The sequence below is a fragment of the Gluconobacter sp. GP1 genome, from assembly GCF_032913585.1.
Lineage (GTDB): Bacteria > Pseudomonadota > Alphaproteobacteria > Acetobacterales > Acetobacteraceae > Gluconobacter > Gluconobacter cerinus.
Window position 1 is genome coordinate 260,597 of sequence record NZ_JASGXC010000002.1, and the last position, 26,322, is coordinate 286,918.

The 26,322-nt window shown below is 58.0% G+C and carries 26 protein-coding genes; 19 read left to right on the forward strand and 7 right to left on the reverse strand.

Going from position 1 to position 26,322, the window contains the following annotated elements; all coding sequences use genetic code 11:
* Positions 1 to 82 precede the first annotated feature (82 nt).
* Positions 83 to 1,318 carry a bifunctional glutamate N-acetyltransferase/amino-acid acetyltransferase ArgJ gene (gene argJ, locus R5H23_RS05790; protein ID WP_046899945.1) on the reverse strand — a complete coding sequence of 412 codons (1,236 nt, stop codon included), beginning with the start codon at positions 1,316 to 1,318 and terminating at the stop codon, positions 83 to 85.
* Positions 1,319 to 1,328: 10 nt separating this feature from the next.
* Positions 1,329 to 2,249 (reverse strand): peptidylprolyl isomerase, encoded by a 921-nt coding sequence (locus tag R5H23_RS05795; RefSeq protein ID WP_099211107.1) that lies wholly within the window; start codon positions 2,247 to 2,249, stop codon positions 1,329 to 1,331.
* 272 nt (positions 2,250 to 2,521) lie between these two features.
* Here R5H23_RS05795 and secA point away from each other — a divergent pair, with 272 nt between their 5' ends.
* The 16 genes from secA (at position 2,522) to thiD (ending at position 19,980) form a co-directional block, all read left to right on the forward strand.
* On the forward strand, positions 2,522 to 5,260 hold the full coding sequence (gene secA / locus R5H23_RS05800) for a preprotein translocase subunit SecA (RefSeq protein ID WP_046900883.1): 2,739 nt from the start codon (positions 2,522 to 2,524) through the stop codon (positions 5,258 to 5,260).
* 32 nt (positions 5,261 to 5,292) lie between these two features.
* Positions 5,293 to 6,042, forward strand: a complete 750-nt coding sequence (locus tag R5H23_RS05805; protein WP_046899943.1) for a YebC/PmpR family DNA-binding transcriptional regulator — start codon at positions 5,293 to 5,295, stop codon at positions 6,040 to 6,042.
* Positions 6,039 to 6,545 (forward strand): crossover junction endodeoxyribonuclease RuvC, encoded by a 507-nt coding sequence (gene ruvC, locus R5H23_RS05810; protein WP_046899942.1) that lies wholly within the window; start codon positions 6,039 to 6,041, stop codon positions 6,543 to 6,545. Before R5H23_RS05805 ends, ruvC begins: the two co-directional genes overlap by 4 nt.
* Positions 6,542 to 7,144, forward strand: a complete 603-nt coding sequence (gene ruvA / locus R5H23_RS05815; RefSeq protein WP_064273851.1) for a Holliday junction branch migration protein RuvA — start codon at positions 6,542 to 6,544, stop codon at positions 7,142 to 7,144. Before ruvC ends, ruvA begins: the two co-directional genes overlap by 4 nt.
* Entirely contained in the window at positions 7,141 to 8,184 is a 1,044-nt protein-coding gene (gene ruvB, locus R5H23_RS05820; protein ID WP_317214788.1) for a Holliday junction branch migration DNA helicase RuvB, read from the forward strand. Before ruvA ends, ruvB begins: the two co-directional genes overlap by 4 nt.
* A gap of 29 nt (positions 8,185 to 8,213) precedes the next feature.
* Positions 8,214 to 8,639, forward strand: coding sequence for a tol-pal system-associated acyl-CoA thioesterase (gene ybgC / locus R5H23_RS05825; RefSeq protein WP_046899939.1), 426 nt, complete (start codon positions 8,214 to 8,216; stop codon positions 8,637 to 8,639).
* Positions 8,640 to 8,716: 77 nt separating this feature from the next.
* Positions 8,717 to 9,460, forward strand: coding sequence for a protein TolQ (gene tolQ, locus R5H23_RS05830; protein WP_046899938.1), 744 nt, complete (start codon positions 8,717 to 8,719; stop codon positions 9,458 to 9,460).
* Positions 9,461 to 9,463: 3 nt separating this feature from the next.
* The gene (gene tolR, locus R5H23_RS05835; protein WP_046899937.1) at positions 9,464 to 9,901 is read left to right on the forward strand and encodes a protein TolR; all 438 of its coding nucleotides are present in this window, start codon (positions 9,464 to 9,466) and stop codon (positions 9,899 to 9,901) included.
* A 12-nt stretch (positions 9,902 to 9,913) separates the two neighbouring features.
* The gene (locus tag R5H23_RS05840; protein WP_317214789.1) at positions 9,914 to 10,909 is read left to right on the forward strand and encodes an energy transducer TonB; all 996 of its coding nucleotides are present in this window, start codon (positions 9,914 to 9,916) and stop codon (positions 10,907 to 10,909) included.
* A 17-nt stretch (positions 10,910 to 10,926) separates the two neighbouring features.
* On the forward strand, positions 10,927 to 12,291 hold the full coding sequence (gene tolB, locus R5H23_RS05845) for a Tol-Pal system beta propeller repeat protein TolB (RefSeq protein ID WP_086634401.1): 1,365 nt from the start codon (positions 10,927 to 10,929) through the stop codon (positions 12,289 to 12,291).
* 597 nt (positions 12,292 to 12,888) lie between these two features.
* Positions 12,889 to 13,368 (forward strand): peptidoglycan-associated lipoprotein Pal, encoded by a 480-nt coding sequence (pal, locus tag R5H23_RS05850; RefSeq protein ID WP_046899934.1) that lies wholly within the window; start codon positions 12,889 to 12,891, stop codon positions 13,366 to 13,368.
* A gap of 155 nt (positions 13,369 to 13,523) precedes the next feature.
* The gene (locus R5H23_RS05855; protein WP_317214790.1) at positions 13,524 to 14,411 is read left to right on the forward strand and encodes a tetratricopeptide repeat protein; all 888 of its coding nucleotides are present in this window, start codon (positions 13,524 to 13,526) and stop codon (positions 14,409 to 14,411) included.
* Positions 14,412 to 14,451: 40 nt separating this feature from the next.
* Complete coding sequence (gene tilS, locus R5H23_RS05860) at positions 14,452 to 15,633, forward strand: tRNA lysidine(34) synthetase TilS (protein ID WP_317214791.1); 1,182 nt, start codon at positions 14,452 to 14,454, stop codon at positions 15,631 to 15,633.
* Positions 15,634 to 15,800: 167 nt separating this feature from the next.
* A complete protein-coding gene (gene ftsH, locus R5H23_RS05865) occupies positions 15,801 to 17,705 on the forward strand; it encodes an ATP-dependent zinc metalloprotease FtsH (protein WP_064273855.1) in 1,905 nt (634 codons plus the stop codon).
* Between the two features lie 103 nt (positions 17,706 to 17,808).
* Positions 17,809 to 19,167, forward strand: coding sequence for a phosphoglucosamine mutase (gene glmM / locus R5H23_RS05870; protein ID WP_086634403.1), 1,359 nt, complete (start codon positions 17,809 to 17,811; stop codon positions 19,165 to 19,167).
* 3 nt (positions 19,168 to 19,170) lie between these two features.
* Positions 19,171 to 19,980 (forward strand): bifunctional hydroxymethylpyrimidine kinase/phosphomethylpyrimidine kinase, encoded by an 810-nt coding sequence (gene thiD / locus R5H23_RS05875; RefSeq protein ID WP_317214792.1) that lies wholly within the window; start codon positions 19,171 to 19,173, stop codon positions 19,978 to 19,980.
* A gap of 10 nt (positions 19,981 to 19,990) precedes the next feature.
* Here thiD and R5H23_RS05880 read toward each other — a convergent pair whose 3' ends face one another.
* Entirely contained in the window at positions 19,991 to 20,731 is a 741-nt protein-coding gene (locus R5H23_RS05880; RefSeq protein ID WP_317214793.1) for a response regulator transcription factor, read from the reverse strand.
* 153 nt (positions 20,732 to 20,884) lie between these two features.
* Here R5H23_RS05880 and fliI point away from each other — a divergent pair, with 153 nt between their 5' ends.
* Entirely contained in the window at positions 20,885 to 22,261 is a 1,377-nt protein-coding gene (fliI, locus tag R5H23_RS05885) for a flagellar protein export ATPase FliI (protein WP_317214794.1), read from the forward strand.
* 20 nt (positions 22,262 to 22,281) lie between these two features.
* Complete coding sequence (locus tag R5H23_RS05890) at positions 22,282 to 22,707, forward strand: flagellar FliJ family protein (RefSeq protein ID WP_317214795.1); 426 nt, start codon at positions 22,282 to 22,284, stop codon at positions 22,705 to 22,707.
* Here the strand turns inward: R5H23_RS05890 and R5H23_RS05895 are convergent.
* From R5H23_RS05895 to R5H23_RS05905, 3 genes are all read right to left on the reverse strand, one after another.
* Positions 22,699 to 23,115: a hypothetical protein gene (locus R5H23_RS05895; RefSeq protein WP_317214796.1), complete on the reverse strand. Its 417-nt coding sequence runs from the start codon at positions 23,113 to 23,115 to the stop codon at positions 22,699 to 22,701. The two genes, R5H23_RS05890 and R5H23_RS05895, sit on opposite strands and share 9 nt — an antisense overlap.
* A 73-nt stretch (positions 23,116 to 23,188) precedes the next feature.
* The gene (locus R5H23_RS05900) at positions 23,189 to 23,701 is read right to left on the reverse strand and encodes a hypothetical protein (RefSeq protein WP_052750021.1); all 513 of its coding nucleotides are present in this window, start codon (positions 23,699 to 23,701) and stop codon (positions 23,189 to 23,191) included.
* Positions 23,698 to 24,945, reverse strand: a complete 1,248-nt coding sequence (locus tag R5H23_RS05905; RefSeq protein WP_099210664.1) for an aminopeptidase — start codon at positions 24,943 to 24,945, stop codon at positions 23,698 to 23,700. Before R5H23_RS05905 ends, R5H23_RS05900 begins: the two co-directional genes overlap by 4 nt.
* A gap of 197 nt (positions 24,946 to 25,142) precedes the next feature.
* Here R5H23_RS05905 and R5H23_RS05910 point away from each other — a divergent pair, with 197 nt between their 5' ends.
* Complete coding sequence (locus R5H23_RS05910) at positions 25,143 to 25,934, forward strand: glycosyltransferase (RefSeq protein WP_317214797.1); 792 nt, start codon at positions 25,143 to 25,145, stop codon at positions 25,932 to 25,934.
* A gap of 19 nt (positions 25,935 to 25,953) precedes the next feature.
* On the opposite strand, the gene R5H23_RS05915 is transcribed toward R5H23_RS05910, so the two are convergent.
* Positions 25,954 to 26,238 carry a hypothetical protein gene (locus R5H23_RS05915; protein WP_046899925.1) on the reverse strand — a complete coding sequence of 95 codons (285 nt, stop codon included), beginning with the start codon at positions 26,236 to 26,238 and terminating at the stop codon, positions 25,954 to 25,956.
* Positions 26,239 to 26,322 lie beyond the last annotated feature (84 nt).

Consider the following 26,322-nt stretch of genomic DNA (forward strand, 5'->3'; position numbering starts at 1 on the left):
CGCCCGCCAATTGGAGCGATACCTGTGCTAACGGGAGGCGGAGGGCTGCACAACCCCCGCTCCCGCTCTCGTGTTGATCGCTCTAGCTGCGGTAAGAACCATTGATGTCGATGTAGCCATGCGTCAGGTCACACGTCCACACGCGGGCCTGTCCATCATCAAGCCCCATATCGACTGTAATTTCGATGTCCTGGCCCTTCATGTGTGCGACGACGGGGGCTTCATCGTAGTTCTCGACAACGCCACCATCGCGCGCGATCCAGGTCCCGCCGATGGCAACGGACAGAAGGTCACGGTCTGCGGGTTCACCACTCTTGCCTACAGCCATCACGACACGGCCCCAGTTTGCGTCTTCACCAGCGATGGCCGTTTTGACCAGTGGCGAGTTGGCAATTGAGAGCGCAATGCGATGTGCGGAAAGATTGGAATCCGCACCGGTGACTTCAACGCGGATCTGCTTCGTCGCCCCTTCACCATCCCGGACAACCAGCAGGGCAAGTTCCAGAAGCAGGTCATTCAGGGCGAGGGTAAATTCGGCGAGAGCGGGATCGTTGACGTCATCAACGGCCGGATTATCGGCCAGGCCGGTTGCGAACAGCATCAGGGTGTCTGACGTGGAGGTGTCCGAATCGACTGTGATGGAGTTGAAACTCTGCGCGCAGCCAGAGGCCAGAAGGGACTGGAGCACATTCTGAGGAAGCTTCGCATCCGTCGCGACATAGGCCAGCATCGTGGCCATGTCGGGGGCGACCATACCAGAACCCTTGGCAATACCCTGAAGGCGAACCGGCTTGCCACCAATCGTTACGTCGCGACGCGCGGCCTTGGGGAAGGTGTCCGTCGTCATGATGGCGCGGGCAGCCTGTGCCCAGTTATCTTCCGAGAGGCCAGCCTGTGCGGCGGGCAGGGCCGCAATAATTCTGTCCTGTGGAAGTTTTTCTCCAATGACGCCTGTCGATGAGAGGAAAACGTCCTGCGGGGGGCAGTCGAGCAGCTTGCTCACCGCGTCTGCACAGTCTTCGCAGGCCTGAATGCCGGCCCGTCCTGTGAAGACGTTGGCGTTTCCGGCATTGACCAGAAGAGCGCGCGCATAGGGAGTTGTCTGGGCCTGGCGGCACCACAGGATGGGTGCGCCAGGGCAGGCGTTCTTGGTGTAAACGCCTGCAACAATCGTGCCGGGGACAAATTCCGCGAGCATCAGGTCTGTTCGTCCCTGATAGCGGACGCCCGCGGCGACGGCGGAAAGCCGAACACCAGCAACCGTTGAAAGGTCCGGGAGAGGACGGGCCAGCGGAGAGACGGGGATCGGCTTTGCCATGGTCTTAGTCTTACTTCTTGACTGGAGCCGGTGCCGGAGCGGCCGTGACCGGCTTGCCCTGTGCGTCGAAGTGAACAACCTTCACCTGGGACTCAGCCTGCTGAACGATCTGGCGAACCTTCTCGCGGATCAGTTCCTGACGGACCTGGTCATGGATCTGGTCAAAGCTCGGGATCGGAGCCGTGCGGGAGCCCAGAACCTGGATCACGTGGTAACCGTACTGCGTGTGAACCGGCGTCTGGGAGATTGTGTTCGGCTTCATGGAGAAAGCGGCTTCAGAGAAGGCCGGCAGCATGTCGCCCTTCTTGAACCAGCCCAGATCGCCACCATTGGCACCAGCGGAGCCCTTGTCCTTGGACAGCTGGCCAGCAAGCTTGGCGAAATCAGCACCCTTGTTGAGCTGGGCAATGATGTCCTTGGCCTGTGCTTCCGTCTCCACGAGGATGTGGCGAGCGTGGACTTCCTGCTCTGGCTTCTGGTTGGCGTAATGCGTCTGGTAGTAGTCGTGCAGGGCAGCATCCGTGATCTGCGGGCCAACCTTGGTTTCAAGGTAAGCATTCTGCAGCGCGCTGTTGGCGGCGTTCTGCATGGCTTCCTTGACTTCAGGCTTGTTGGTCAGGCCTTCCTTGCCAGCGGCAATCTGGATTGCCTTCTGATCGACGAGCTGGTTGACCAGCAGCGGGATCAGCATGGACGGCTGAAGCTGACGAGCCTGCGGCGGCAGGTTGCCAGCAGCCTGCTGAACGTCACCCAAGGTAATTTTTTCGCCGTTAACGGTTGCAATCACCATGTCCGGGTTCGGAGCAGGTGCAGCAGCCGGGGCCGGAGCGGTTGCAGCAGGTGCGGCCGGAGCAGCAAATGCGAGGGGAGCCGAAACCGACGTGCCAGCCAGAAGAGCTGCACAGGCGAGAGTGGAGCGGGAAAGCCGCATGAAAATACCTCGGACCATAAAGAATAAGAAAAACCGAATGGACTGCACCATGACAAAGGCCGCTCAACCCTGCAAGTGCGCGCACCCTTACCATTCCGTCACGTAGCGGAAATGGGTATTTTGAGGGCCTTCTCTGGTCCCTCTCCATTGACCCATGGGCACACGGGTCCTATCTCCACCTGACGTGAAAATCGTCATTGCCCGGTTTGGGAGGTCTTTCCGATGGTGGAAAGAGCTTTTCCGGCCGGGTGCTCGGCATCTCAAGGTTCAGCATGTTCGCACGCCTCGCACGCGCCCTTTTCGGCTCCGCCAATGATCGTTCGCTCAAGGCGTATCAGCGCCGTGTGCCGGAGATCAACGCTCTGGAGCCCACGGTTCAGGGGCTCAGTGACGAGCAGCTTCAGCACAAGACTATAGAGTTCAAGGAGCGGGTCGCCCAAGGCGAAACCCTTGATAAACTGCTGCCTGAAGCTTTTGCCGTCTGCCGTGAGGCCTCTCGCCGTGTTCTGGGCAAGCGTCATTTTGACGTGCAGTTGATCGGTGCGATGGTTCTGCATGACGGTCGCATTGCGGAAATGCGGACGGGTGAGGGCAAGACCCTTGTTGCAACGCTGGCTGTTTACCTGAACGCGCTGTCCGGCAAGGGCGTGCATGTTGTGACGGTGAACGATTATCTGGCCCGTCGTGATGCCGAGGAAATGTCGGTTCTTTACAGCTTCCTCGGTCTGACAACCGGCGTGATCATCCCGAATCTGGGGGATGAAGAACGTCGTGAAGCTTACGCAGCAGATATTACTTACGGAACGAACAACGAGTTCGGGTTCGATTATCTGCGCGACAATATGAAATATTCGCTCGGCGATATGGTGCAGCGACCGTTCAACCACGCAATCGTGGATGAGGTGGATAGCATCCTGATCGACGAAGCCAGGACGCCCCTGATCATCTCTGGCCCGGCAGATGACAGCTCCGACCTTTATCGGACTGTTGATGCGGTTGTGGCCAAGCTGGTGCTGGAGCCGGAAGCTTACGATAAGGATGAGAAGCTGCGCAGTGTTACGCTGACAGAAGCTGGCTCACACCGTATCGAAGAGCTCCTGAACCAGGACGGTGTTTTGCAGGAAGGTGGCCTGTACGACATTCATAACGTGGCTGTCGTTCACCACGTTCAGCAGTCGCTTCGCGCCTATACGCTGTTCACGCGAGATGTTGATTACATCGTCCGTGACGGCAAGGTGATCATCATTGATGAATTCACCGGACGTATGATGGATGGCCGTCGTTATTCTGATGGCCTGCATCAGGCGCTCGAAGCGAAAGAGCACGTCGAGATCCAGCAGGAAAACCAGACGCTCGCATCCATCACATTCCAGAACTACTTCCGCCTGTATCCGAAGCTCTCCGGCATGACGGGTACGGCCATGACGGAAGCGGATGAGTTCGCAGAAATCTATAACCTGACGGTTGTTGAAATTCCGACGAACCGTGCCGTCAAGCGGATTGATACGGACGATGAAGTCTATCTGACTGCGGGCGAAAAATATAACGCGGTTGCAGACCTGATCCAGGAAGTGAGCGCCAAGGGGCAGCCAATCCTGGTGGGTACGACGTCTATCGAAAGAAGCGAGTACCTTTCCAGTATTCTGGATCAGCGCGGCATCAAGCATAGCGTGCTCAATGCGCGTCATCATGAGAAAGAAGCCAGTATCATCGCGCAGGCTGGTGCGCCGGGTGCGATTACGATTGCCACGAACATGGCGGGTCGTGGAACGGACATTAAGCTGGGCGGCAATATCGAGATGCTGACCCATGCTTATACGGATGGGATCGAGGATGACGCAGAGCGTGCGCGCATCACCGAAGAAATCCGCGCAGCCGTTGAAGCCAATCATGGCGCGGTTCATGAATCCGGCGGCCTATATGTCATCGGTACGGAGCGTCATGAGAGCCGTCGTGTTGATAACCAGTTGCGCGGCCGTTCAGGGCGTCAGGGTGATCCGGGTAATTCCCGCTTCTTCCTGTCCCTCGAAGACGATCTGATCCGCATTTTCTCTGGCGACCGTATGGGCGCGATGATGCAGAAGATGGGTCTGAAGGAAGGGGAGGCGATTGTTCACCCCTGGCTGAACAAGGCCGTAGAGAAGGCTCAGAAGCGCGTTGAAGCCCGTAACTTCGACATGCGCAAGAACACGCTGAAATACGACGACGTCATGAATGACCAGCGCAAGGAAGTGTATTCCCAGCGCAAGGAATATATGTCGTCCGAAGATCTGTCGGGTGTGATTGCGGAACTGCGCCTGCACACAATCGAAGATCTGGTTCACGCCCATATTCCTGAGAAATCCTTTGCCGAGGCTTGGGATACGGCCGGGCTCACGGCTGAAATTTCCCGCGTCCTGAATCTTGAGCTTCCGATCGCTGACTGGGCGAAGGAAGACGGCATGGACGCTGACAGCGTGATCGAGCGCGTGGAAGCTGAAGCCCAGAAGGCTCAGGCTGCCCGGACGGCCAATATGGGGCCGGACCTCATGCGCATGATCGAGAAGCAGGTTGTTCTCACCACGTTCGATGCCGTCTGGAAAGAGCATCTGCATGGGCTGGATCAGCTTCGCCAGGGTATCGGCCTGCGTGCGTATGGTCAGCGGGATCCGCTGAACGAATACAAGCAGGAAGCCTTCCAGATGTTCACGGCGATGCTGGATGACATGCGCCTGCGTGTGACGCAGACGATGTGCCGCATCCAGGCTGTGAGTGAGCCGCCGCCGTATCCGGTGGTCGATAGCTCAGCACACCATGAAAGCTTCGAAGCGCCGCCAGCAGCGCCCGCACTGACACAACCAGAGCCTGTAGTGAGCTTTGCAGCGCCGCAGGCACAGTTTGCGGCTGCGGGCTCAGTTAACGAGCCGGATGCAGCGACGCTTCAGCAGTGGTATGAAGAAACGCCGCGCAATGCGCTTTGCCCGTGTGGCTCGGGCCAGAAGTTCAAACACTGTCATGGCAGGCTCGTCTGAGCCTCTGACACCCGTAGAGGAAGGAGCGACCGATGGCCGGTCATTCACAGTTTAAGAACATCATGCACCGTAAAGGTGCGCAGGATGCCAAGCGCGCCAAGCAGTTCGCCAAGATCCTGCGTGAAATCACGGTTGCAGCGCGGTCCGGTCTGCCTGACCCGGCATCCAACCCGCGTCTGCGTGCTGCTGTCACCGCAGCGCGTGAAGCAAATATGCCGAAAGATAATGTCGAGCGTGCCATCAAGAAGGCATCTGGCGCTGCTGGTGGCGAAGACTATGTGGAAGTGCGCTACGAAGGCTACGGCCCGGCTGGCGTGGCGATCATCGTCGAAGGTCTGACCGACAATCGGAACCGGACGGCCGGTGAAGTTCGTGCAGCGTTCTCCAAGCATGGTGGCTCGCTGGGTGAATCGAACTCCGTGTCCTTCATGTTCCAGCGCCTGGGTGTTGTGACGTATCCGGTCGATGCCGCCTCTGAAGACGAGATGCTGGAAGCCGCCATTGAGGCTGGTGCGGATAATGCCGTGCTGACCGAGGAAGGGCACGAGATCACCTGCGAGATGGAAAACTTCTTCGCAGTGCGTGACGCTCTTGAAGGTCGTTTCGGCGAGCCACAGTCCGCCAAGCTCGACTGGCGTCCGGAAAACAGCATTTCTCTGGACGAAGAGAAGGCCCGGACGGTTCTGAAGCTGATCGACGTTCTGGAAGATAACGACGATATTCAGGCTGTTTACGCCAACTTTGATCTTCCAGACGATGTGGCGCAGGCGCTCGCCGCTTGATCCGTCTGATGGGAATAGACCCCGGCCTGCGTTTCATGGGCTGGGGAATTATTGATGTGGATGGCAACCGCCTAAAGCATGTGGCCTCTGGTGTGATTGCGACGGATGGTCATGAATCGGTTCCCCTGCGGCTCTGTGAGCTGCACGGGAAACTCCAGAACCTGATCCGTGAGTATGCTCCCGCCGAGGCGGCGGTTGAGGAAACTTACGTGAACCGCAATGGCTCCTCCACGCTCAAGCTCGGTTATGCCCGCGGCGTGGCGCTTTTGACGCCTGCCTACGAAGGCCTCCCGGTGGCAGAGTATGGTGCTATGACAGTCAAGAAATCTGTTGTGGGAACCGGGTCTGCCACGAAGGAGCAGGTCACGATGATGGTGAAGCGGCTTCTGCCGGGCGTCGCCATCTACAAGGCCGATGCTTCGGATGCGCTGGCTGTAGCGATCTGCCATGCCCATTATCGTGCAAGTGCGGCCTATGTAACGGCTGGAAGGCGGATGGCGTGATTGGACAGCTTACAGGGCTCGTCGGGCAGATCGAAGGAGAGCGCTGCATCGTTGACGTCAATGGCGTTGGTTATGTGGTGTCAGCGTCAACACGCACACTCTCATCCGTTCCGCAGCCTCCGGAAGTCGTGCGTCTTCTGATCGAAACCGTTGTTCGGGAAGACGCGATCCTTCTGTATGGGTTCGTGACAACGGACGAACGTGAGTGGTTCCGCCTGTTGACGACCGTGCAAGGTGTGGGTGCCAAGGTCGCGCTGGCGATCCTTTCGGCCAACTCTCCCGGTGAGCTTCTCTTGGCAATCAATGCGGGCGATCGTGGTTCTCTGACGCGGGCGGCAGGTGTCGGCCCTCGTCTTGCCGATCGAATTCTGAGCGAACTTCGCAACAAAGTCGCCAAGATGCCCGGTGGTGGCGCGTCCGCCCCGATGCCAGGCGTGGTGACCGGGCCAAACGTCGAGAATGATGCGCTCCTGGCTCTGGCTGGTCTCGGCTTTCGGCGGGCAGAGGCCTGGCCTGTTCTCAGTCGTGTTCTGGCCGAAAACGAAAATGCCTCGCTTGATCTGGCAATTCGCCTTTGCCTGAAGGATCTCGCCCGATGAGCGAATTTCGTGAAACGGACGCCGCACGCCTGCCGGACGATATTGCCGAAGGTGGATTGCGGCCTGAAACGCTCGCGGATTTTACAGGGCAGAAAGCAAGCCGTGAAAATCTGGCCATCTTCATCGAGGCAACAAAGGCCCGTGGAGATGCTCTGGATCATGTGTTGCTGCATGGACCGCCAGGTCTGGGCAAGACCACGCTGGCGCAGATTGTAGCGCGTGAACTGGGCGTTGGATTTCGGGCGACGTCTGGGCCAGTGATTCAGCGCGCTGGAGATCTTGCGGCAATCCTGACGAATCTCCAGCCTCGTGACGTGCTGTTCATCGATGAAATTCATCGTCTTCAGCCGGCGATCGAGGAAATTCTCTATCCGGCGATGGAAGATTTCCAGCTCGACCTGATTATCGGGGAAGGGCCGGCAGCACGTTCGGTGCGGATTGATCTGGCGCCGTTTACACTCGTAGCCGCGACAACCCGTGCAGGTCTGTTGGCAACGCCTCTCCGGGATCGTTTCGGTATTCCCCTGCGACTGGTGTTTTACACGCCGGAAGAGCTGCGGGCGATCGTCTCACGGGGCGCCACGAAGCTCGGGGTTCATCTGAATGATGGCGGAGCAGAGGAAATTGCCCGTCGTTCTCGCGGCACGCCCCGTATTGCGGGCCGTCTTCTGCGTCGTGTTCGGGATTTTGCGCTTGTCGCGAAGAAGCCGATCATTGATCGCGCGACGGCTGATGCCGCACTTTCCCGTCTTGAAGTTGATGAGCGCGGTCTGGATGCGATGGACCGCCGCTATCTTCAGCGTATCGCAGAGCATCACCATGGTGGCCCTGTGGGTGTCGAGACGCTGGCTGCCGGTCTGGCAGAGGCGCGTGACACACTGGAAGACGTCATCGAGCCTTATCTGATTCAGGAGGGGCTCATCCTGCGGACAGCGCGGGGGCGCATGTTGGGTGAGGCTGGGTGGAGACATCTGGGCCTGAACCCGCCAGCGAGCCAGGTTGATCTTCTGTCCGGGCTCGACGACGACACGGCAGGCTGAAGAGCCACTGCCAATGAGCGGAGAAACTGATGGCAACGCATAAGATCCGTTTCCGGGTTTATTACGAAGACACGGATGCAGGTGGCATCGTCTATCATGCCCGCTATCTCGGCTTTGCGGAACGTGCGCGCAGTGAAGCCATGCGCGATGCAGGGGCTTCGGTGACGGAGCTTCTGCGCGATTTTGGTCTGGCGTTTGTCGTGCGGCAGGTTGGGGTGCGTTATCGCGCGCCGTTGCGACTCGATGATGAAATGGAAATCGAGACAGCGCTGGTTGCAATGACGCCAACGCGGTTGAAACTTGAACAAACTGTTCGAAACAGCACGAATGGCAACGAAACCGCCGTCGTCATTGACGTAGAGCTGGCGTGTCTTTCTGCCGAAGCCATGAAACCTGCCAAAATTCCGCCTCGGTGGTGTGATGCTGTTCGAAAACTCGAGGCTGGAGAGGTCTGACCCACTTTCCTGTTTCCTCACGAAGTGCAATGGAGAGTCCTGACCCGTAAGGGACAGGATCTGGACAGGAGAGAACAGTGGATCATGAGGTAAGTTCGAGTGCGCTTGGGGCGGTCGGTGCGGCCGGTCTGTCGCCTCTGGACCTGTTCCTGCACGCGTCCATCGTCGTTAAGCTGGTCATGGTCGGGCTCGTCCTGTGCAGTGCAGGCGTGTGGGCGATCATTGCGGAAAAAATCCTTCTGATGCGTCGCGTCAATCGCGAAGCAACGGAATTTGAAGACCGTTTCTGGTCCGGCGGTTCGCTGGACGACCTTTACGAATCTGATGGCGCACGCCCGACTCATCCGATGGCTGCCGTGTTCGGCGCTGCCATGGGCGAATGGCGTCGCTCGGCACGTATTGTCGGAATTGATCTGGCGCGCGGTGGCGTGCGGGACCGTATCGACCGTGCCATCAACATCACCGTTTCGCGCGAAAACGACCGTCTGGGTCGCCGCGTGATTTTCCTTGCCACGATTGGCCCGGTTGCGCCGTTCGTCGGACTGTTCGGAACGGTCTGGGGTATCATGCATGCGTTCGGCTCGATCGCTGCCATGCACAACACCAACCTCTCCGTTGTGGCTCCGGGTATTTCCGAAGCTCTGTTCGCAACGGCGATCGGTCTTGTGACCGCTATCCCGGCCTATGTGGCCTATAACGTCATCAGCAACTCGCTGGACAAGTTCGCGGACCGCATGGATGCGTTCGGGACCGAATTTGCCGCCATTCTTTCCCGTCAGTCGGAAGAACGTGCGGACGAGACGTCCAGCGGGAAGGCCTGATCCATGGGGATGTCCGCTGGAGGAGGTGGGCGTATGGGTGGCCGTCGTCGGCGCCCTGCGTCTGAGATTAACGTTACGCCGCTTGTGGACGTCATGCTGGTGCTGCTCATCATTTTCATGGTGACAGCGCCGATGATGACCAGCGGCGTCAATGTCGATCTGCCCAAGACGGATGCCAGCCCGGTCAATGCTGACACCAAGCCGATCACGGTTTCCCTGCGCAACGATGGTTCGTTGTACCTGGGGGAAGACCCGATCACACCCGAGCAGCTTGTGGACCAGCTCAAGGTCCAGTCCCAGAACGATCCGAACCATCGGATCTTTGTCCGGGCTGATGCACATATCGACTATGGTCGCGTGATGCAGGTCATGGGACAGATTACGTCTGGCGGCTTTACGCATGTGGCACTGCTGGCTCAGCAGCCTCAGAGCGGCCAGTAAGAGGACACCGCAGTGGTGCGTCCACGTCGTTCGGACAGGCGTCGCTTTCGCAACGCGCTTCTGGGTTCAGTCGGTGTCCATGCGGCACTGATCCTGTACCTGGTTGTGCGGATCCCGTTCGAGAAACCACCTGAACCGCCGGAGCCTCCGGCAGTGCAGATGGAATTTGAGGAGGCAGGGCCTCCCACCCATCCCATCAAGGCTGACCATCCGGCTCCGAAGCCGGCTCCTGCGCCTGCGCCCGTGAAGAACGAGGCTCCTCCGTCTCCGACGCTTCCTCTGAAAGCGCCAACGGAAGAACCGCCTCCGCCACCACCGCCGCCGCAGCCGGTTCCGCCTACGCCTGAGACAAAGCCTCAGCCTCTGCCGCCGACGAAGCTTCCGCCAAAAATTACGGAGCCGTCGCCTGAGCCTGTTCCTGCGTCTCCGCCGAAGCCGTCTCCGCCGTCTAAGTCTGCAATGGTGGCTCCCCCGAGCCCGCAGACACAGAAGGCTGACAAGCTGCCGGATACGCCGAAATTCTCGCATCTGACCCAGCCGAATGCGTCCAAGAACACGCAGGCGGACAGTCACTCCCTGCTGGCCACACTGGATAGTTTCCGGTCTGACCAGAAGCAGACGCATGCACCCAAGGCGAAGGCCAATCCGCCACAGGGTGGTGCGCCGGATGGCGGCGGTGTGCCAAATGGCGATATCACCAAGTCTCTGTCCATGGCGGATCAGAAGGCGATCGGTGGCTCCGTGCGGCGTTGCTATACGGAAGACACGGAAGCGCGGAACTATGCGAGCTTTGTCGCGCATCTGATTGTGACGGTGGATGCAACGGGTGAGGCGCGTCTTGTGAAGTATGCTCCTGATACGGCAGCGAAGATGGCGTCAGACCCATCCTATCGTGTGCTGGCGGAGCGTGCACGGGATGCGGTTCTGAGCCCGACCTGTGCCCATCTCCCCATTCCTTCCAACCTGCTAGGCCAGACGCATCAGCTGCGTTTTGTCTTCAGGCCGTAAACCCTAGAGGAATCATCATGACCTTCATTTCCGATTCCGAAGCTGATGCTCTGAGCGCGCTGCTGTCGCGCCGTTCCATCCTCGGTGCCACAGCCGCGGCTGGTGGTCTTCTTGCAACCCCGCTTTCCGCTTTTGCGCAAGGAACTGCGGCCGGTGGGGCTGGGGAAGCTGAAATTACTGTTGATCAGGCCCGTCAGGCGCCTATTCCCATTGTCATTCCGAGCTTTGGTGCTGGAATGGGTGAACAGATCTCCAGTGTCATTTCTTCCGATCTGGCTGGGACCGGCCTGTTTAAAGTGATGACAGGCGATGTGTCGCCCAGTGGCACACCGGATTTCAGTGCACTCAAGGCTCAGGGCGCGCGCGCTGCTGTTGCCGGACGTGCAGTTGGTTCGGGCAGTGTTCGCGTTGAGATGCGTCTGTGGAATGTTGTTGCTGGTGAGCAGCTTCAGGGTACGGCCTATACGGCGTCGCCATCCAACTGGCGTCGGATTGCACACATTATTGCTGACGTGATTTACGAGCGGATGTTGGGCGAGAAGGGGTACTTCGATACCCGTATCGCTTATATTGCCCGTACAGGTCCGCGTCGCCATCAGATCACCCGTTTGGCGCTGATGGATCAGGACGGGTTCAATTCCCGGATGCTGACAGGCGGCCAGTGGCTGACCCTGACGCCGCGCTTCAACCCGGCGCGCGATCAGGTTGCGTTCATGTCGTATGCGAACAACCGTCCGCGCGTGTATCTGTTTGATCTGGGCTCTGGCCGTCAGCAGATGCTGGGTGAGTTTGACGGCATTTCCTTCGCGCCACGCTTCTCTCCGGATGGAAGCCGCGTTGTTCTGTCTGCAACGCGTGGTGGTGGATCTGACATCTTTGTTGTGGATCTGGCTTCTCGCAGCAAGCATCAGATCACCAGCTCTGGTGGTGCGATTGATACCAGCCCGTGCTTCAGCCCGGATGGCAGCCAGATCGTGTTCAACTCCGATCGTGGTGGTAGCCCGCAGCTTTACATCATGGGTGCATCGGGCGGTGGTGCGCGCCGGATTTCCTATGGCTCTGGCCAGTATGGATCTCCGGTCTGGTCACCTCGTGGCGATCTGATTGCCTTTACCCGCATTGGGCATGGTGGCTTCTCTCTGGGCGTCATGAACCCAGATGGTACGGGTGAACGTATCCTGACGCAGGGCTTCACTGTTGAGTCTCCGACGTTCTGCCCGAATGGCCGGGTCCTGGCGTTCTGCCGTCAAAGCGCTTCGGGTGCGGGCGGTGCCGGATTTGCGTCTGGCATCGGTACAATCGACATCACGGGCTTCAATGAGCGCCCAATTCGCACGGCAACAGGTGCGTCTGATCCAGCCTGGTCTCCACTGAACGGCTGAGCAGCTTTTTCCCTCCCCGTTGGCAACGATCAACGGGGAGTATTTTGCCCTGAACAGATCTGGAGCGTTCGCTCGACCACACAGGGGCACGAAACATCTGTCCTGATGAAGTGTGTAAAAAATGGCTTCGAATGGAGTCGATTTTGGGCGTTCTCTCCAGGTGTCAGAGTCCGGCGTTCCATCGCATCTTCTGTAAATCGACTTTAGCGCCTCAGCTCCCGGATTAAATGTGCCCCGCATGCGGCGCTTGGCTGATACGCAAGGCTTGCATGAGGATAAAACGATTAAAGAATGTTCAGCAAAACAACTGGCAGAATTCCGCCACATTCCTGTCTAACTGCTGTGACATTTATGTTGCATTTTCTAGTTTCGAAACAGAATCGTTCTCTGGCTCGGGGGTAGGCCCTCACAGGATGCTTGACCCCGGATTTAAGTCATGGGTATGGGCGCTAGTGGCCAGTGCTTTTCCAGTGGTTCGCAGAGAGTTCGTAAAGGATTCTTGAGCGTTCCTGAGTGGAAGGGTGTGTGGTCCGGAACAACGCGGCAATATGCCGCATTTCGGTTTCTGATACGGAACCGTTCTCAGGGTTGAGACACATGAAGTTCAAGGTGTTTGGTGCGCTTGGTCTGGCGCTTGTTCTCGCAGCCTGCTCCGACGGCAAAACCGATACGGGCAACAGCACCGGTGCTGGCGCAGCCACGCAGGAAGCCGGCCCGACGCCGGGCAGCGAAGCTGACCTGGTTGCCAATGTTGGCGACCGTATCTTCTACGAGCTGAATGTATCCCAGCTTTCTGAAGAAGCTCGTGCAACGCTGGACAAGCAGGTTGCATGGCTTGCGAAGTATCCGCAGGTCAGCGTTCAGATCGCTGGTAACTGCGATGATCGCGGCACCGAAGAATACAACATTGCTCTCGGCCAGCGTCGTGCGAATGCTGCTCGTGACTACCTCGTTGCCAAGGGCGTGAGCGCTTCCCGCATCACGACGATTTCCTACGGCAAGGATCGTCCGACGGCTGACGGTGACGACGAAGCCTCATGGGCTCAGAACCGTAACGCGATCACCTCGGTTCGCTGAACCCAGGTCATCCGTCTGACGGACTGACAGTTTGAACGGCCGGGGGAGTTTATCCCCCGGCCGTTTCTGTTTTAAGACTGTTCATCAGCCGAACTCGCCGGTGATTGCGAGAGGGCGCTCAGGCCGGGCGTCGAACATGTTTCAGGAGATCTTGCATGGCCCTGTCCCGTCCCCTCCGTGCCGTCATGCTCGGAACGGCGCTTTCTGTGCTTTGTCCTGTCCTGCCAGTCATGGCTCAGGACGCGTCAGATGGTGGGGGTATTTCCTCCCGCGAGGCGATTGCCCTTCAGGACGAAATTGCCTCATTGAGGCAGCAGCTTTCGCAGATCCAGAATAGCGGGCCTCTGCCTGCGCCCAGTTCGTCATCATCGCGTGGTTCCTCCTCTTCGGGAGCTGATGGCAACATGACCGCCCAGCTTCTCGAGCGTGTTGCTGCGCTTGAAGAGCAAAACCGTCAGATGCGGGGTGAACTGGATCAGCTCAGCAACGCGCAGAAAGAAACACAGGCCAATCTGTCCAAGCAGATTTCTGACATGCAGTTCGCCTCCCAGAATGGTGGCAGTGGAGGTGGAGCGTCTGCTCCTGCCGCCGCCGGTGCTGCTGTAGCCACGTCTAAAGCGGCAGAGACGGCGCCTGCGTCTTCTGATGAGGCCCCCAAAACGGCTCTTGAAGCTTTGAAGGTCGGCAATGCTGCTCTCAAGGCTGGCAAGTATGAAGATGCTGAAACGAATGCACGCTTTGCCGTGAAGACTGCCAAAAGCGCTTCGGGTAAAATGGATTCTCAGTTCCTACTGGCTCAGTCCCTTGCGGGGCAGAAGCAGTATCGTGAGTCTGCGGTCGCCTATTACGACGCCTACAATAAAGCTCCGAAAACGCCGAAAGCACAGGACTCCCTTCTGGGTGTTGCGGCTTCTCTGCTGGCTATGGGTGATAAGAACTCGGCCTGTCAGGCACTTGATAAGCTGAAGACCGAATTCCCGACACCGACGCCTCGCGTCAAATCAGCAGCAGCGACGTTCCGTGGGCGTGCAGCCTGTCACTGATGTGAAAAATCCCATCCAGGCGGCGGAATTTTCTGCCTGGATGGAGTCTTTAGGGCCTTGGTTGCCTGATACGCCAATCGCGCCGGTCGGGCTTGCCGTTTCCGGAGGCGCAGATTCTCTGGCGCTCGCATGGCTTGCACGGCGTTGGCGTCAGCATGTTCTCGCCTTCATTGTTGACCATGCCTTGCGTCCCGAGTCCGCAGCAGAAGCGAGACTAACGGCTCAAAGGCTGTCAGAGATGGGCGTGGAAGCCCGGGTATTAACTCTGGCGCCATTTCCAAAGGGGCGGCTTCAGGAGCGAGCCCGGGATGCGAGATTTGATGCTCTGGAACGGGCATGTGTCGACGCAGGGTGCCTGGACCTTCTGGTGGCGCACCATCTTCATGACCAGGATGAAACCGTCTCGATGCGGCATGGTGCAGGAAGCGGACAAGCTGGTTTGGCCGGGATTTCTGCGTCTGCCATTCGGGGGTGGATCAGGATTGTTAGGCCGTTGTTGGCCTGTCATCCCGAACGCCTGAGAGGGACGCTGCGGGTTGCCGGCCTGAGTTGGGTCGAAGATCCTTCCAATCAGAATCGTCGATTTGAACGGGTGCGATGGCGCCAGGACCTGACGCAGAGCGAGCGGACTCAAGCTCGCGAGTGGCAAGCGGGCGCTGTGCTGAACCGCGCGGTAAGAGATGCTGGTTTAGCTGACTTACTGGCGAATGAGGCCGTATGGCATCCTGCGGGCTGGGTTTTCTTAAGAAAAAACGGCGTTTGCGAGGACAGTGTGTCTGCTCTGGTGCGGTTGGTCTCTGGCAGTCGTTATCGCCCATCGCGTGAGAAAGTCCTGTCACTCATAAAGCAGGGACGAGGCTCACTCGGGGGCGTGATCATGCGGGCAGCAGGGCGGTTTGGGGACGGCGTTATCTTTGTCAGAGAAATGCGATCTGTAGAGGCATCTGTCTGTGCTGCCGGGCAGCCTCTCTGGGATGGGCGCTGGCGATGCCTGCAAGAGGATGTGCCTGAAGGAACTCTTATTGGAGCTCTTGGAAGTGGGGCGCAGGGTCTTGATGCCAGACGATTGGGAATTCCTGTCGAAGCATTACAGGCACTCCCCGCTCTCTGGCGCGACGGCTATGTCATAGGGTTGCCAGATCTTATGGAAAGGGCCGGAACGGTTCCATTCGTCTGGGCTGGAGGGGTTCCAGTTACCGGCGAAAACGGCGTAAACGGGTGAAAAGCGTACCAAAATGCGTGGAAATGCGTTTTCCTGCCCTTGATGGGGTAGGATCATGGGCAGGACCGCCTATGTTATGAAGTCAACGCAGACTATGACGTCGGCCTGTTGAGATGATGAAGCCCCGCTGCATCTGACGGACAGTCTGAAGGACGACAGAGAACGAGATGAACAATTTAGGCCGTAACGTTGCGATCTGGGTGGTCATCATCATGGTCGGAATGGCAGTGCTGACCGCCTTCCAGCCCGGTGGAAGCCAGCATGCTGCCCAGCAGATCGCCTATTCCGATTTTGTCCATGATGTGGACGAGCACCAGGTGCGCTCGGTGGTTATCCAGGAACAGAATATTTCTGGAACACTGACGAACGGTACCTCCTTCGAAACCTATGCACCAATGGATCCGGGCCTTCCGGCTCGTCTGACCGGTGCGGGTGTCGAAGTGACAGCCAAGCCAATGGATAGCGGTGAGAACTCCATCCTGCGGTATGTGGGAAATTATCTTCCCGTTCTTCTGCTTGTCGGCCTGTGCTTCATGGTGTTTCGCCAGATGCAGGCCGGCGGTGGCCGTGCGATGGGTTTTGGTAAGTCAAAGGCTCGTCTGCTGACGGAAAAGACGGGCCGCGTCACATTTGACGATGTGGCAGGTATCGATGAAGCCAAGGCTGAGCTCGAGGAAATCGTCGAATTCCTGAAAGACCCGCAGAAGTTTACGCGTCTGGGCGGCAAGATCCCCAAGGGCGCCCTGCTGGTCGGTCCTCCGGGTACGGGTAAGACGCTTCTGGCCCGTGCGATTGCTGGTGAAGCCAATGTGCCGTTCTTTACGATTTCCGGTTCGGACTTCGTGGAGATGTTCGTGGGTGTCGGTGCATCCCGTGTGCGCGACATGTTCGAGCAGGGCAAGAAGGCTGCTCCCTGCATCATCTTTATCGATGAAATTGATGCCGTTGGCCGCCATCGTGGTGCCGGTCTTGGTGGCGGCAATGATGAGCGCGAGCAGACCCTCAACCAGATGCTCGTCGAGATGGATGGTTTTGAGAGCAATGAGGGCGTTATCCTGATTGCAGCAACCAACCGTCCGGATGTTCTGGATCCGGCTCTGCTGCGTCCGGGGCGTTTTGATCGTCAGGTCGTTGTGCCGAACCCCGATGTTGCTGGTCGCGAAAAGATTCTGCGCGTTCATATGAAGAAAGTACCGCTGTCTTCAGATGTGGACCCGAAGGTGATCGCTCGTGGTACGCCAGGCTTCTCCGGTGCTGATCTGGCCAATCTTGTGAACGAAGCTGCTCTGATGGCTGCCCGTCAGGGACGCCGTACGGTCGGAATGGCTCAGTTTGAAGAGGCCAAGGACAAGGTGATGATGGGCGCAGAGCGTCGGTCCATGGTCATGACCGAGGACGAAAAGCGCTCGACGGCTTATCATGAGGCCGGGCATGCCATCTGCGCGATCTTTACGCCGGGTAGTGACCCCATTCACAAGGCTACGATTGTGCCGCGTGGGCGCGCTCTGGGTCTGGTGATGACGCTGCCTGAGAAAGATAACATTTCCTATAGCCGGAAATGGTGCCTGGCGCGTCTGGTGATTGCCATGGGTGGCCGTGTGGCTGAAGAAATCATCTTTGGCCCGGAAGAAGTCAGTGCCGGTGCATCTGGTGATATCAAGAGCGCTACCGATCTGGCTCGCCGAATGGTCACGGAATGGGGTATGAGCGACAAGCTCGGCATGATTTCCTATGGCGATAACGGACAGGAAGTCTTCCTGGGGCACTCCGTTACACAGAACAAGAATCTGTCTGAGCAGACCGCACGCGATATCGACGTAGAGATCAAGGCTCTGATCGATACGGCTTACCAGCAGGCGCATCATCTGCTTCTGACGCGGATTGATGATCTGCACCGTCTGACAGCGGCTCTGCTCGAGTATGAGACCCTGACCGGAGACGATGTCGGTCGGATCATGCGGGGAGAGGCGATCGAGCGCCCGTCCGATGACGAGCAATTGCCGGATAATCGCCGCGCCTCTGTGCCGACGACACGTCCGGGTGCGTTTGATCCGGCTCCTCAGGCAGGCTAATCAAACCGTTAACCGCACCGCAAGGCGCGTCATTGGAGGGGGAATTTCCTCTCCGGTGCCGCGCCTTTTTCTTATCTATCGAGACAGGCAGGATTTCATAACCATGGCCAGCAAGAGGGCTCTGTTCGGGACGGACGGCATCAGGGGAACCGCAAACACTGCTCCGATGACGGTGGAAGTTTCCCAGAAGCTTGGACAGGCCGCCGGCCTATATTTCATGCGCAGTCAGAGCCGTCGACATACTGTTGTGCTGGGCAAGGACACACGCCTGTCCGGGTATATGATTGAATGTGCTCTTGTTGCGGGCTTTCTGTCCGCCGGTATGGATGTGATCCTTGTCGGTCCGCTTCCGACGCCAGCGATTGCCATGCTGACGCGGTCTTTGCGGGCGGACCTCGGTGTTATGATTTCAGCTTCTCACAATCCCTTCACCGACAATGGCATCAAGCTGTTTGGCCCAGACGGTTTCAAGCTCTCCGACGAAGTAGAAGGGGAGATTGAAGCCATGATGGGACAAGACCTGTCTCAGCGTTTGGCTTCACCGGCAGAAATCGGTCGTGCCTCTCGTTTGAACGATGCCGCTGGCCGCTACATTGAGAATGCCAAAGCTTCCTTCCCGCGCGGGCTGCGTCTGGATGGTCTGAAGATTGTTCTCGATTGCGCAAATGGATCCGCATATCGCGTGGCCCCAACTGCTCTCTGGGAGCTGGGTGCGGAAGTTATCAAGATTGGTTGTTCACCGGATGGCCTGAACATCAATGACGGTGTTGGCTCTACCCACCCAGAGACGCTTTGTGCTGCCGTGAAGGAACATGGCGCGGACTTCGGCATTGCGCTGGACGGAGATGCTGATCGTGTTCTGATCGCCGATGAGAACGGAAATCTGGTTGATGGCGACCAGATTCTCGGGTTGATCGCCCGATTCTGGAAGCAGCATGGACGTCTGCGGACCAACACGGTCGTGGCCACGGTCATGTCCAATATGGGGCTGGAGAAGGCTCTTGCGGAAGATGGGCTGGAGCTTCAGCGGACGGCAGTCGGGGATCGCTACGTCGTTGAGCGCATGCGTGAGAATGGTGGGAACCTGGGCGGGGAGCAGTCCGGGCACATGGTCCTGTCCGATTACGCTACGACCGGAGATGGGCTGATTGCCGCCCTCCAAGTTCTGGCTGTTTCAGTGGAGACCAAGAAGCCCGCTAGTGAGATTTGTCAGGTCTTCCAGCCTTTCCCGCAACTTCTCAAAAACGTTCGCTACTCAGGGGCTAATCCGTTGAGCAGTCCCGAACTGGCGGCTGCCAAAGCCTGGGCAGAAGAACGTCTCGCCGGGCGGGGTCGTCTGGTTCTGAGGGCCAGTGGCACCGAGCCTCTGATTCGCGTGATGGCGGAAGCAGAAGACGACGCTCTGGTTCTTCAGGTCGTGGATCATGTCTGTGAGGCGATCAGAGCAATTACGGAGGCCTGACATATGCGTGGCCGGGTTCTGACAGTTGCGGGAAGTGACTCGGGTGGCGGGGCCGGGATTCAGGCCGACCTGAAGACCATTACCGCTCTGGGGGGCTTTGGAATGAGCGCCCTTACAGCTCTGACGGCACAAAATACACTCGGCGTCTTTGGGGTGGAGGCTGTTTCCCCATCATTTGTTCGGCAGCAGATGCAGGTCGTTCTCGATGATCTGGGTGCAGATTGCTGCAAAACCGGAATGCTGGCGACGGCAGATATTGTTCATGCCGTTGCTGACGAACTGGAATGCCACCTGCATCTCCCGTTGGTGCTTGACCCGGTCATGGTGTCCACCAGCGGGTCAGCTCTTCTAGCCGACGATGCTGTAGACGCTGTGATGACCCGTCTTTTGCCCCGGGCCTTGATCGTGACTCCCAATATTCCCGAAGCAGAAGTCATGACGGGAGAGGTCATTCATGATCTGGCAGGAATGCGTCGGGCAGCTCATATCCTGCAAGAGCGGGGAGCCGCGGCCGTTCTGCTTAAGGGGGGGCATATGACGGGAGAGGATCTCGAAGATCTTCTGGTCTTCCCAAATGGTGATGAGTACGTACACCGCGCGACGCGGATTCATACGCGTCATACTCATGGAACGGGTTGTACGCTTGCCAGTGCCATTGCGACGGGCATTGCACAGGGCATGGATCTTGAAGCAGCGGTGCGTCGGGCTCATGCCTATCTACGGCTCGCCCTCTCAAATGCGCCGGGATATGGCGCTGGTCACGGGCCGGTCAATCATGGCGTGACGATCCGGCCGGACTGGTACCAATCCTGAAGAGTACGCTTTAGGCGACGGTCAGTTCAGATGCGGCTCTGGTCATTGGGCTGATAGAAGCGGGCATGGGCTCCGCCGCTGTTTCTTCACGCAGAATGTAACCACGTCCCCAGACTGTAGAGATGAGGTTGCTGGCCCCTGCTTTCTGAAGCTTACGGCGAAGTTTGCAGATGAAGACATCGATGATCTTCATCTCAGGCTCATCAATGCCGCCATAAAGATGATTCAGGAAAGCATCCTTGGTCAGGACAGAGCCTTTCCGAATAACCAGAAGCTCCAGAATGGCGTATTCCTTGCCCGTCAGGTGTAAGGGACTGCCCTCAACAGTGACGTTTTTCCCGTTCAGATCCAGTTCCAGATTGCCAATGCGCAGGCAAGGTTCGGAAAAGCCGCGAGAGCGACGCATGACGGCCTGAAGACGGGCAACAAGCTCGCCTGAGTCATAAGGCTTTGTCATGTAATCATCGGCACCCATCGAGAAGGCACGGATTTTGGCCTGGGGGCGGAGCAGGGCAGAGAGAACGAGAACAGGCGTTGTAATCCGGGCTGCGCGGACACGGCGGATGACATCGTAACCTTCGATATCGTTCAGCATCAGTTCCAGCACCATCAGATCATAATCGTAATGCCGGAGCATCTCGATTGCTTCCTCGCCAGAGGACGTATGATCGACGGTAAAGGCAGCCGTACGAAGGGTCTGAGACAGATGGGCTGCGGCCTGAAGATCGCTATCGACAAGAAGGATACGCATGTTTCTCAACTCCCGGATTGGTGAAGCAATGGTTACTACCCAAGGTTGTGTTTGTCGATAGATACAAATCAAAAAGCGTAAAATTTTCATCATTGCTTCATTAAAGGGTGCGTGTTCAGGGTTTGTTAAGGTTGCGCTCCTTATGGTTGTTTGATGACATCACACCTCGGAAACCCTCAGAAAATCCAGGGAAAAGGCGGGTTGAAGAGCCTTCTCGAAGAGCTATCATCCCTGCACGTTGACGGTGCAACCGGAGTTGTTCGGGATGTAACGGGGTTGTGCATGACCATTCACGGCCTTGAGGGACTCGTTTCCATCGGTGATAGAATTAACGTGAAGGCACGTTCTGGAGTGTCGATACAGTCTGAGGTTGTAGGATTTCATAATGCACACGCCCGGGTTATGGCTTTTGGGAGCCTTGAAGGGATTGGGCCTGGGTGTGAGGCGCGTATTCCCTTGAGTGGGCGTCAGTCCGCCGGTCTGGGTGTGAATGAGAGCTGGCTTGGAAGAGTCGTGGACCCTCTCGGGATGCCGATCGACGGGAAGGGGCCATTAGCGCCGGCATTCCAGCAACAGCCTGTCAGTGCCGCACCTCCAAACGCTGCAACGCGGGCACGGCTTGGAGAGCGCATAGATTTGGGAGTGCGGGCGCTCGATGCGTTTACAACCTGTCGGCGTGGTCAGAGGCTGGGATTGTTTGCCGGGTCTGGTGTCGGAAAATCCACTCTGCTGTCCATGCTGGCGCGCGGTGCCAACTGCGATGTAACGGTCATTGCACTGGTCGGTGAGCGCGGCCGTGAAGTTCGTGAATTCATTGAAGACGATCTGGGGGCTGAGGGGCTGGCGCGGAGTGTGGTGGTCATTGCCACATCAGATGCCCCGCCGTTGATGCGTCGGGATGCTGCCGTTGCGGGTATGGCGATTGCAGAGCACTTTCGTGATCAGGGTAAATCCGTACTTCTGCTGATGGATAGTGTGACCCGCTATTGCATGGCCCTGCGTGAGATCGGTCTGTCAGCTGGCGAACCTCCTGCTACGCGTGGCTATCCCCCATCTGTTTTTGCTGAACTGCCGCGATTGCTGGAACGCGCGGGGCCTGGTTATCCGGGAGAAGGCATGATTACCGCTCTGTTCACTGTGCTTGTGGAAGGTGACGATCATAACGAGCCGGTTGCAGACGCCGTTCGTGGAATTCTCGACGGACATATTGTGTTGGATCGGCGGATCGGTGAGCAGGGGCGTTACCCCGCGATTGACGTTCTTCGGTCTCTGTCACGTGCCGTACCAGGATGTAATTCAGATGAGGAAAACAGGCTCACGAAGCAGGCGCGGGCGACCATGGCAACCTATGAGCGGATGGCCGATATGATTCGTCTGGGGGCGTACAAGGCTGGAACAGAGCCGGACGTCGATGAGGCTGTGCGGCTTATGCCCAGGCTTGAAGAGTTTCTTTCTCAAGGCAAGAGCGAACGGTCTAACTGTGCGGAAGCGTTTGAACAGCTCTCCAGCATTATGAATACCGAGGCCTGAACACGATGGGAGCAGGTAAAATGAAGCAGATGCCCTTGGATACGCTCAAGCGCCTGCGGCGCCATGAACTCGAGGTGGTTGAGAAGGCGTTTGGCGAAGCAGTAGCGCGCGAGACTGCTGCTGAAGCAGTGTTGAGCAAGGCCCATCTGCTCCTGATTCAGGAGCAGGGGCTGGCGTCAGATCCACAGGCTGATGACGATGCAGTAGAAGCATTCAGCCGTTGGTTGCCCGTTGGCCAGCGTGCGATCGCTGACGCGCAGGATCTTTGCCGGGAGGCAGCCCTTGATCGGGATTGTCTTCGTTCGGCTCTACTAATGGCTCAGGCAGCTCTAAAAGCTGTTGAGAAACTGCAGGATAAGCAGCGGCTTGAGATGAATTATCTCGCTCTTCGTAAGGAGCAAGCCGCTCTGGACGAACTGGCTCTGCGTCAGAGGGCCCTATACTGACGTTGCTGAGCGTAAAACGCCTGCGAGTTGGTGTGCCGTTCCAATAAGTGTGCAGGCAACAGGGTGCGTTTCATCACGGACGAAGGCGAGAATCAAAGTCCCGTCGCTCGGGAAAAGATCGCTTTCAAGGCTGACGACGGGAGCAGTCCCGCCTTCTTCCGACGCTGCCTGAGCGGCATGGGCCAAGAGTCGCGTTACGGCTTTTTCGAGGGCCGGAAGCACGATGGTGTGCGGCTTATCATGTTCTGCGGCGTGGGCGGCAACAAGCTCGTCCCATCCTTCTCTTGTGATGAACGCAGGAACACCATCGGGCGGTGTTTCCCGTTCAGCACGGAGAATAGCTCCAGACTGGGCAAGCCCCAGAATGTTGACGGCAGGGAGTGAGGAAGGATCAAGCACGACAGACATGTCGGCTTTTTATCAGCGAGGGATTGGGAAAAGAAGGCGCGCCCTGCATAAAGTCAGGGCACGCCCGTAAAAATTAGTGGGGAGGGTTGCCCATGGCCTGCATCAGGGCGTTGACCTGATCCGGATGGGCTTTGAACAGCGCAACGTTGTTCGGGTTGGGAGACGGCATGCCTGCTGGAACCTGTCCGTTGCTTACGGCAAGTGTCATGCCAAAGGTCGTCATGCCCGTGATGAAGCTTTCCGGCGTAAAGCCATGGGATGAGAGCACAGCGGCAAAACCGGGAACCTGACCTGCCTGGCTAATCATCGCCTGCAAGCCGAGCCCCTGAGAGTTGGGTGGCTGAATATTGCGGGCCTGAAGCTCCCCAATCGCGCTCGTTGCACGTGGCATGAAGTCTGCGGGCAGGGCGTAGCGCATGGCGCGCTCTGTGTCGGCCTTGAACTGCGGGGGAACCTGCGCCGGCTGCTGGGCTTGCTGCCCATCAACCTGTGTCTGGCTTGGGTAGCCCTGTGCGTGTGCAGAAAAAGGAAGAGCCGCGCTGGCGAAGAGAGCGAGCGCTGTGAGCGTTTTGATGTTCAAAGTCATGCGTTTACCCATTCGCCGGAACGCATCAGAGGCGTGCGGCTGCCGTTTTTGATCCCATCGAGATCGATTTTATCCGAGCCAATCATCCAGTCGATATGGATCAGGGAGTCATTAACGCCACGCTCCAGAAGCTGTTCCGGCGTCAGACCTTCAATGTCGACCATGCACTTGGTGTAGGCTTGGCCCAGCGCAATGTGGCTGGATGCATTCTCATCGAACAAGGTGTTCCGATAGAGAATTTCGCTTGCAGAAATTGGCGACGAGTGGGGCACAAGAGCCACCTCGCCAATCCGGCGTGCGCCTTCATCGGTGTCCAGAATACGATGGAGAACGTTTTCACCCTTGCTCGCGTGCGCTTCAACGATGCGGCCATCTTCAAAACGGACGGAAATATCGTCAATCAGTGTGCCCTGATGGAATAGCGGCTTAGTACTGCAGACGGTGCCGTTTACGCGGGAGCGATGCGGGGTTGTGAAGATTTCTTCGGTCGGGATGTTCGGATTGCAGACAATGCCGTTCAGTGCCTCTTCCGATCCGCCAGCCCAGGCATGGCCATCTGCAAGGCCAACCGTAAGATCAGTACCGGGACCGGTGAAGTGCAGAGCGTCAAAGCGTGTGTCGTTCATGAATTTTGCACGGGCATGCAGGCGGGCGTTGTGGGCCTTCCAGTCTGCTACCGGATCTGGGACATCCACGCGCGAAGCTTTGAAGATGCCGTTCCACAGCGCCGTCAGTGCATCTTCTGGAGCCAGATCGGGGAAGACCTGTGCGGCCCATGCCGGGGTGGCGCAGGCGATGATGTTCCAGTTCACTGCGAACTGGGTAATGATTTCCATCGCCGGGCGGTTGGCTGCTGAGTTTGCGCGGTTTGCGCGTGAAATGCGCTCTGGATCCTGGCCTGCAAGGAGGGTTGGGTTGGCGCCAGTAATGGCCATGCGCGCTGCCCCTTCACGGAAGGCGCGGGCAATACCGTCAGCCAGCCAGGTCGGGGCTGTATCGAAGGCGGCATCAGAGGCATGGACGTAACGGGCGAGTGTCGTTTCATCATCGGCGTACAGCGTTGTGACGAGAGATGCTCCAGCCTTGTAGGCGTGTTCGGTAACGCGCCGGACAAGCGGAACGGCATCCAGCGGGGCTGTAATGAGGAGCTGCTGCCCCGGCTTGATGTTCAGTCCGACGCGAACTGCGACTTCGCCAAGGCGGTCAAGAAGCTGCTCGTGCGAAAATTGGGAAGTAGCGGACACATCTTGCTCTTTCGCAGTGGAATTCTGTTTTTCATCGTGGGGGCTGCACGACCGAAGTGCAAGAGCATGCCTGGGGGCGTCTGAGGTGGATGGACCCTCGCTCTAGTGAGGTTGGTGTGGCTCTTTGTGTAAGGACGAGATTAAGTGCCGGGTTGAGTAGCATGGACGGAGAGTGCTGCACGCCGTAGTCTTGCAGGATGCGTCCTGGACTTCATATTTTCGCTGACGATGGTCAGCCGGACCAGCAGTCGTTTGATGTCGCTGTTGTCATGCCCAGCCTGCTGAGGCCCTCATTATTTCACGCTTTGCGGTCGATCTTCGCCCAGAGTGGTGACCTGCGCGTGCAGGTCATGATCGGTGCGGATACTACGCCACCAGATGGAGCGCAGGAGATGCTGGAGAGTGCCTGTCAGGCGCGTCCGGAGGGCTGGTCAGTGGACGTGCTATGGCCCGGATATTCCACGTCTGTGCGGCATGGAGGGTTTGGCCGCGCACGTGATGGAGGCGTGCTGCGGAGTGTCTTGAGCCAGCTCTCCAATGCGCGTCGGGTGGCTTATCTGGATGATGACAACTGGTGGGCACCAGATCATCTGTCATCTCTTCTTGAAGCGATTGATGGAAAGGACTGGGCCTGGTCAGGTCGATGGTTTGTACATCCCAAAACGTTAAGGCCGGTTTGTGAAGATCAGTGGGAATCTGTGGGCCCGGGCGGGGGGCTCTTCCGTGAGTCCTTTGGAGGGTTTGTAGACCCGAATTGTCTGATGATTGATCGGACGAGAGTTCCGGAGGTTCTGGATCTCTGGAATCAGCCTCTTCCGCAGGATCAGGGAGGGATGACGGCAGATCGAAGTGTTTTCAACTGGCTGAAAAGCCGGCCCGGCAAACCTACTGGAAAGTACTCAGCATTTTATGTTCTGACGGAAACGGACGGCATGCATCCGGTTCGTCTGCAGTGCATGGGAGAGGCGTGGAACCGGGCAGGCCTGTAAGGCTGCCCGGTTCGCAATTTCACATGGAGCGAATGGTGTTCCGGCGCGGCGCGCGGCGCTGACGCTGCTGATCCTGCGGTTGGGCGCTCGGGTTGGCGGCGCGGGTAGCCTTGTCACGGGCTGCGGCACGGAGTTCGGTTTCCAGTTCCTTGATACGGCGCTGGACGCTCTCTTTCAGAGCAGGGGATGTGTGAGACTTCATGGAAGCAAGTGTTTCCTTGAGGTCCCGAAGCTGCTTTTCCTTCTCTGCCTGGTTACGGCGGATAGGCTGATTGTCGGACATCTGTCCGTGGAATGCGCGCATGGTCTTGGTCTTTCAGCACGAAACGCCAGAGGCCTCCGCATCATCACTGAATGCGGAACGGTGCGCGAATGCACACCGGGCAGC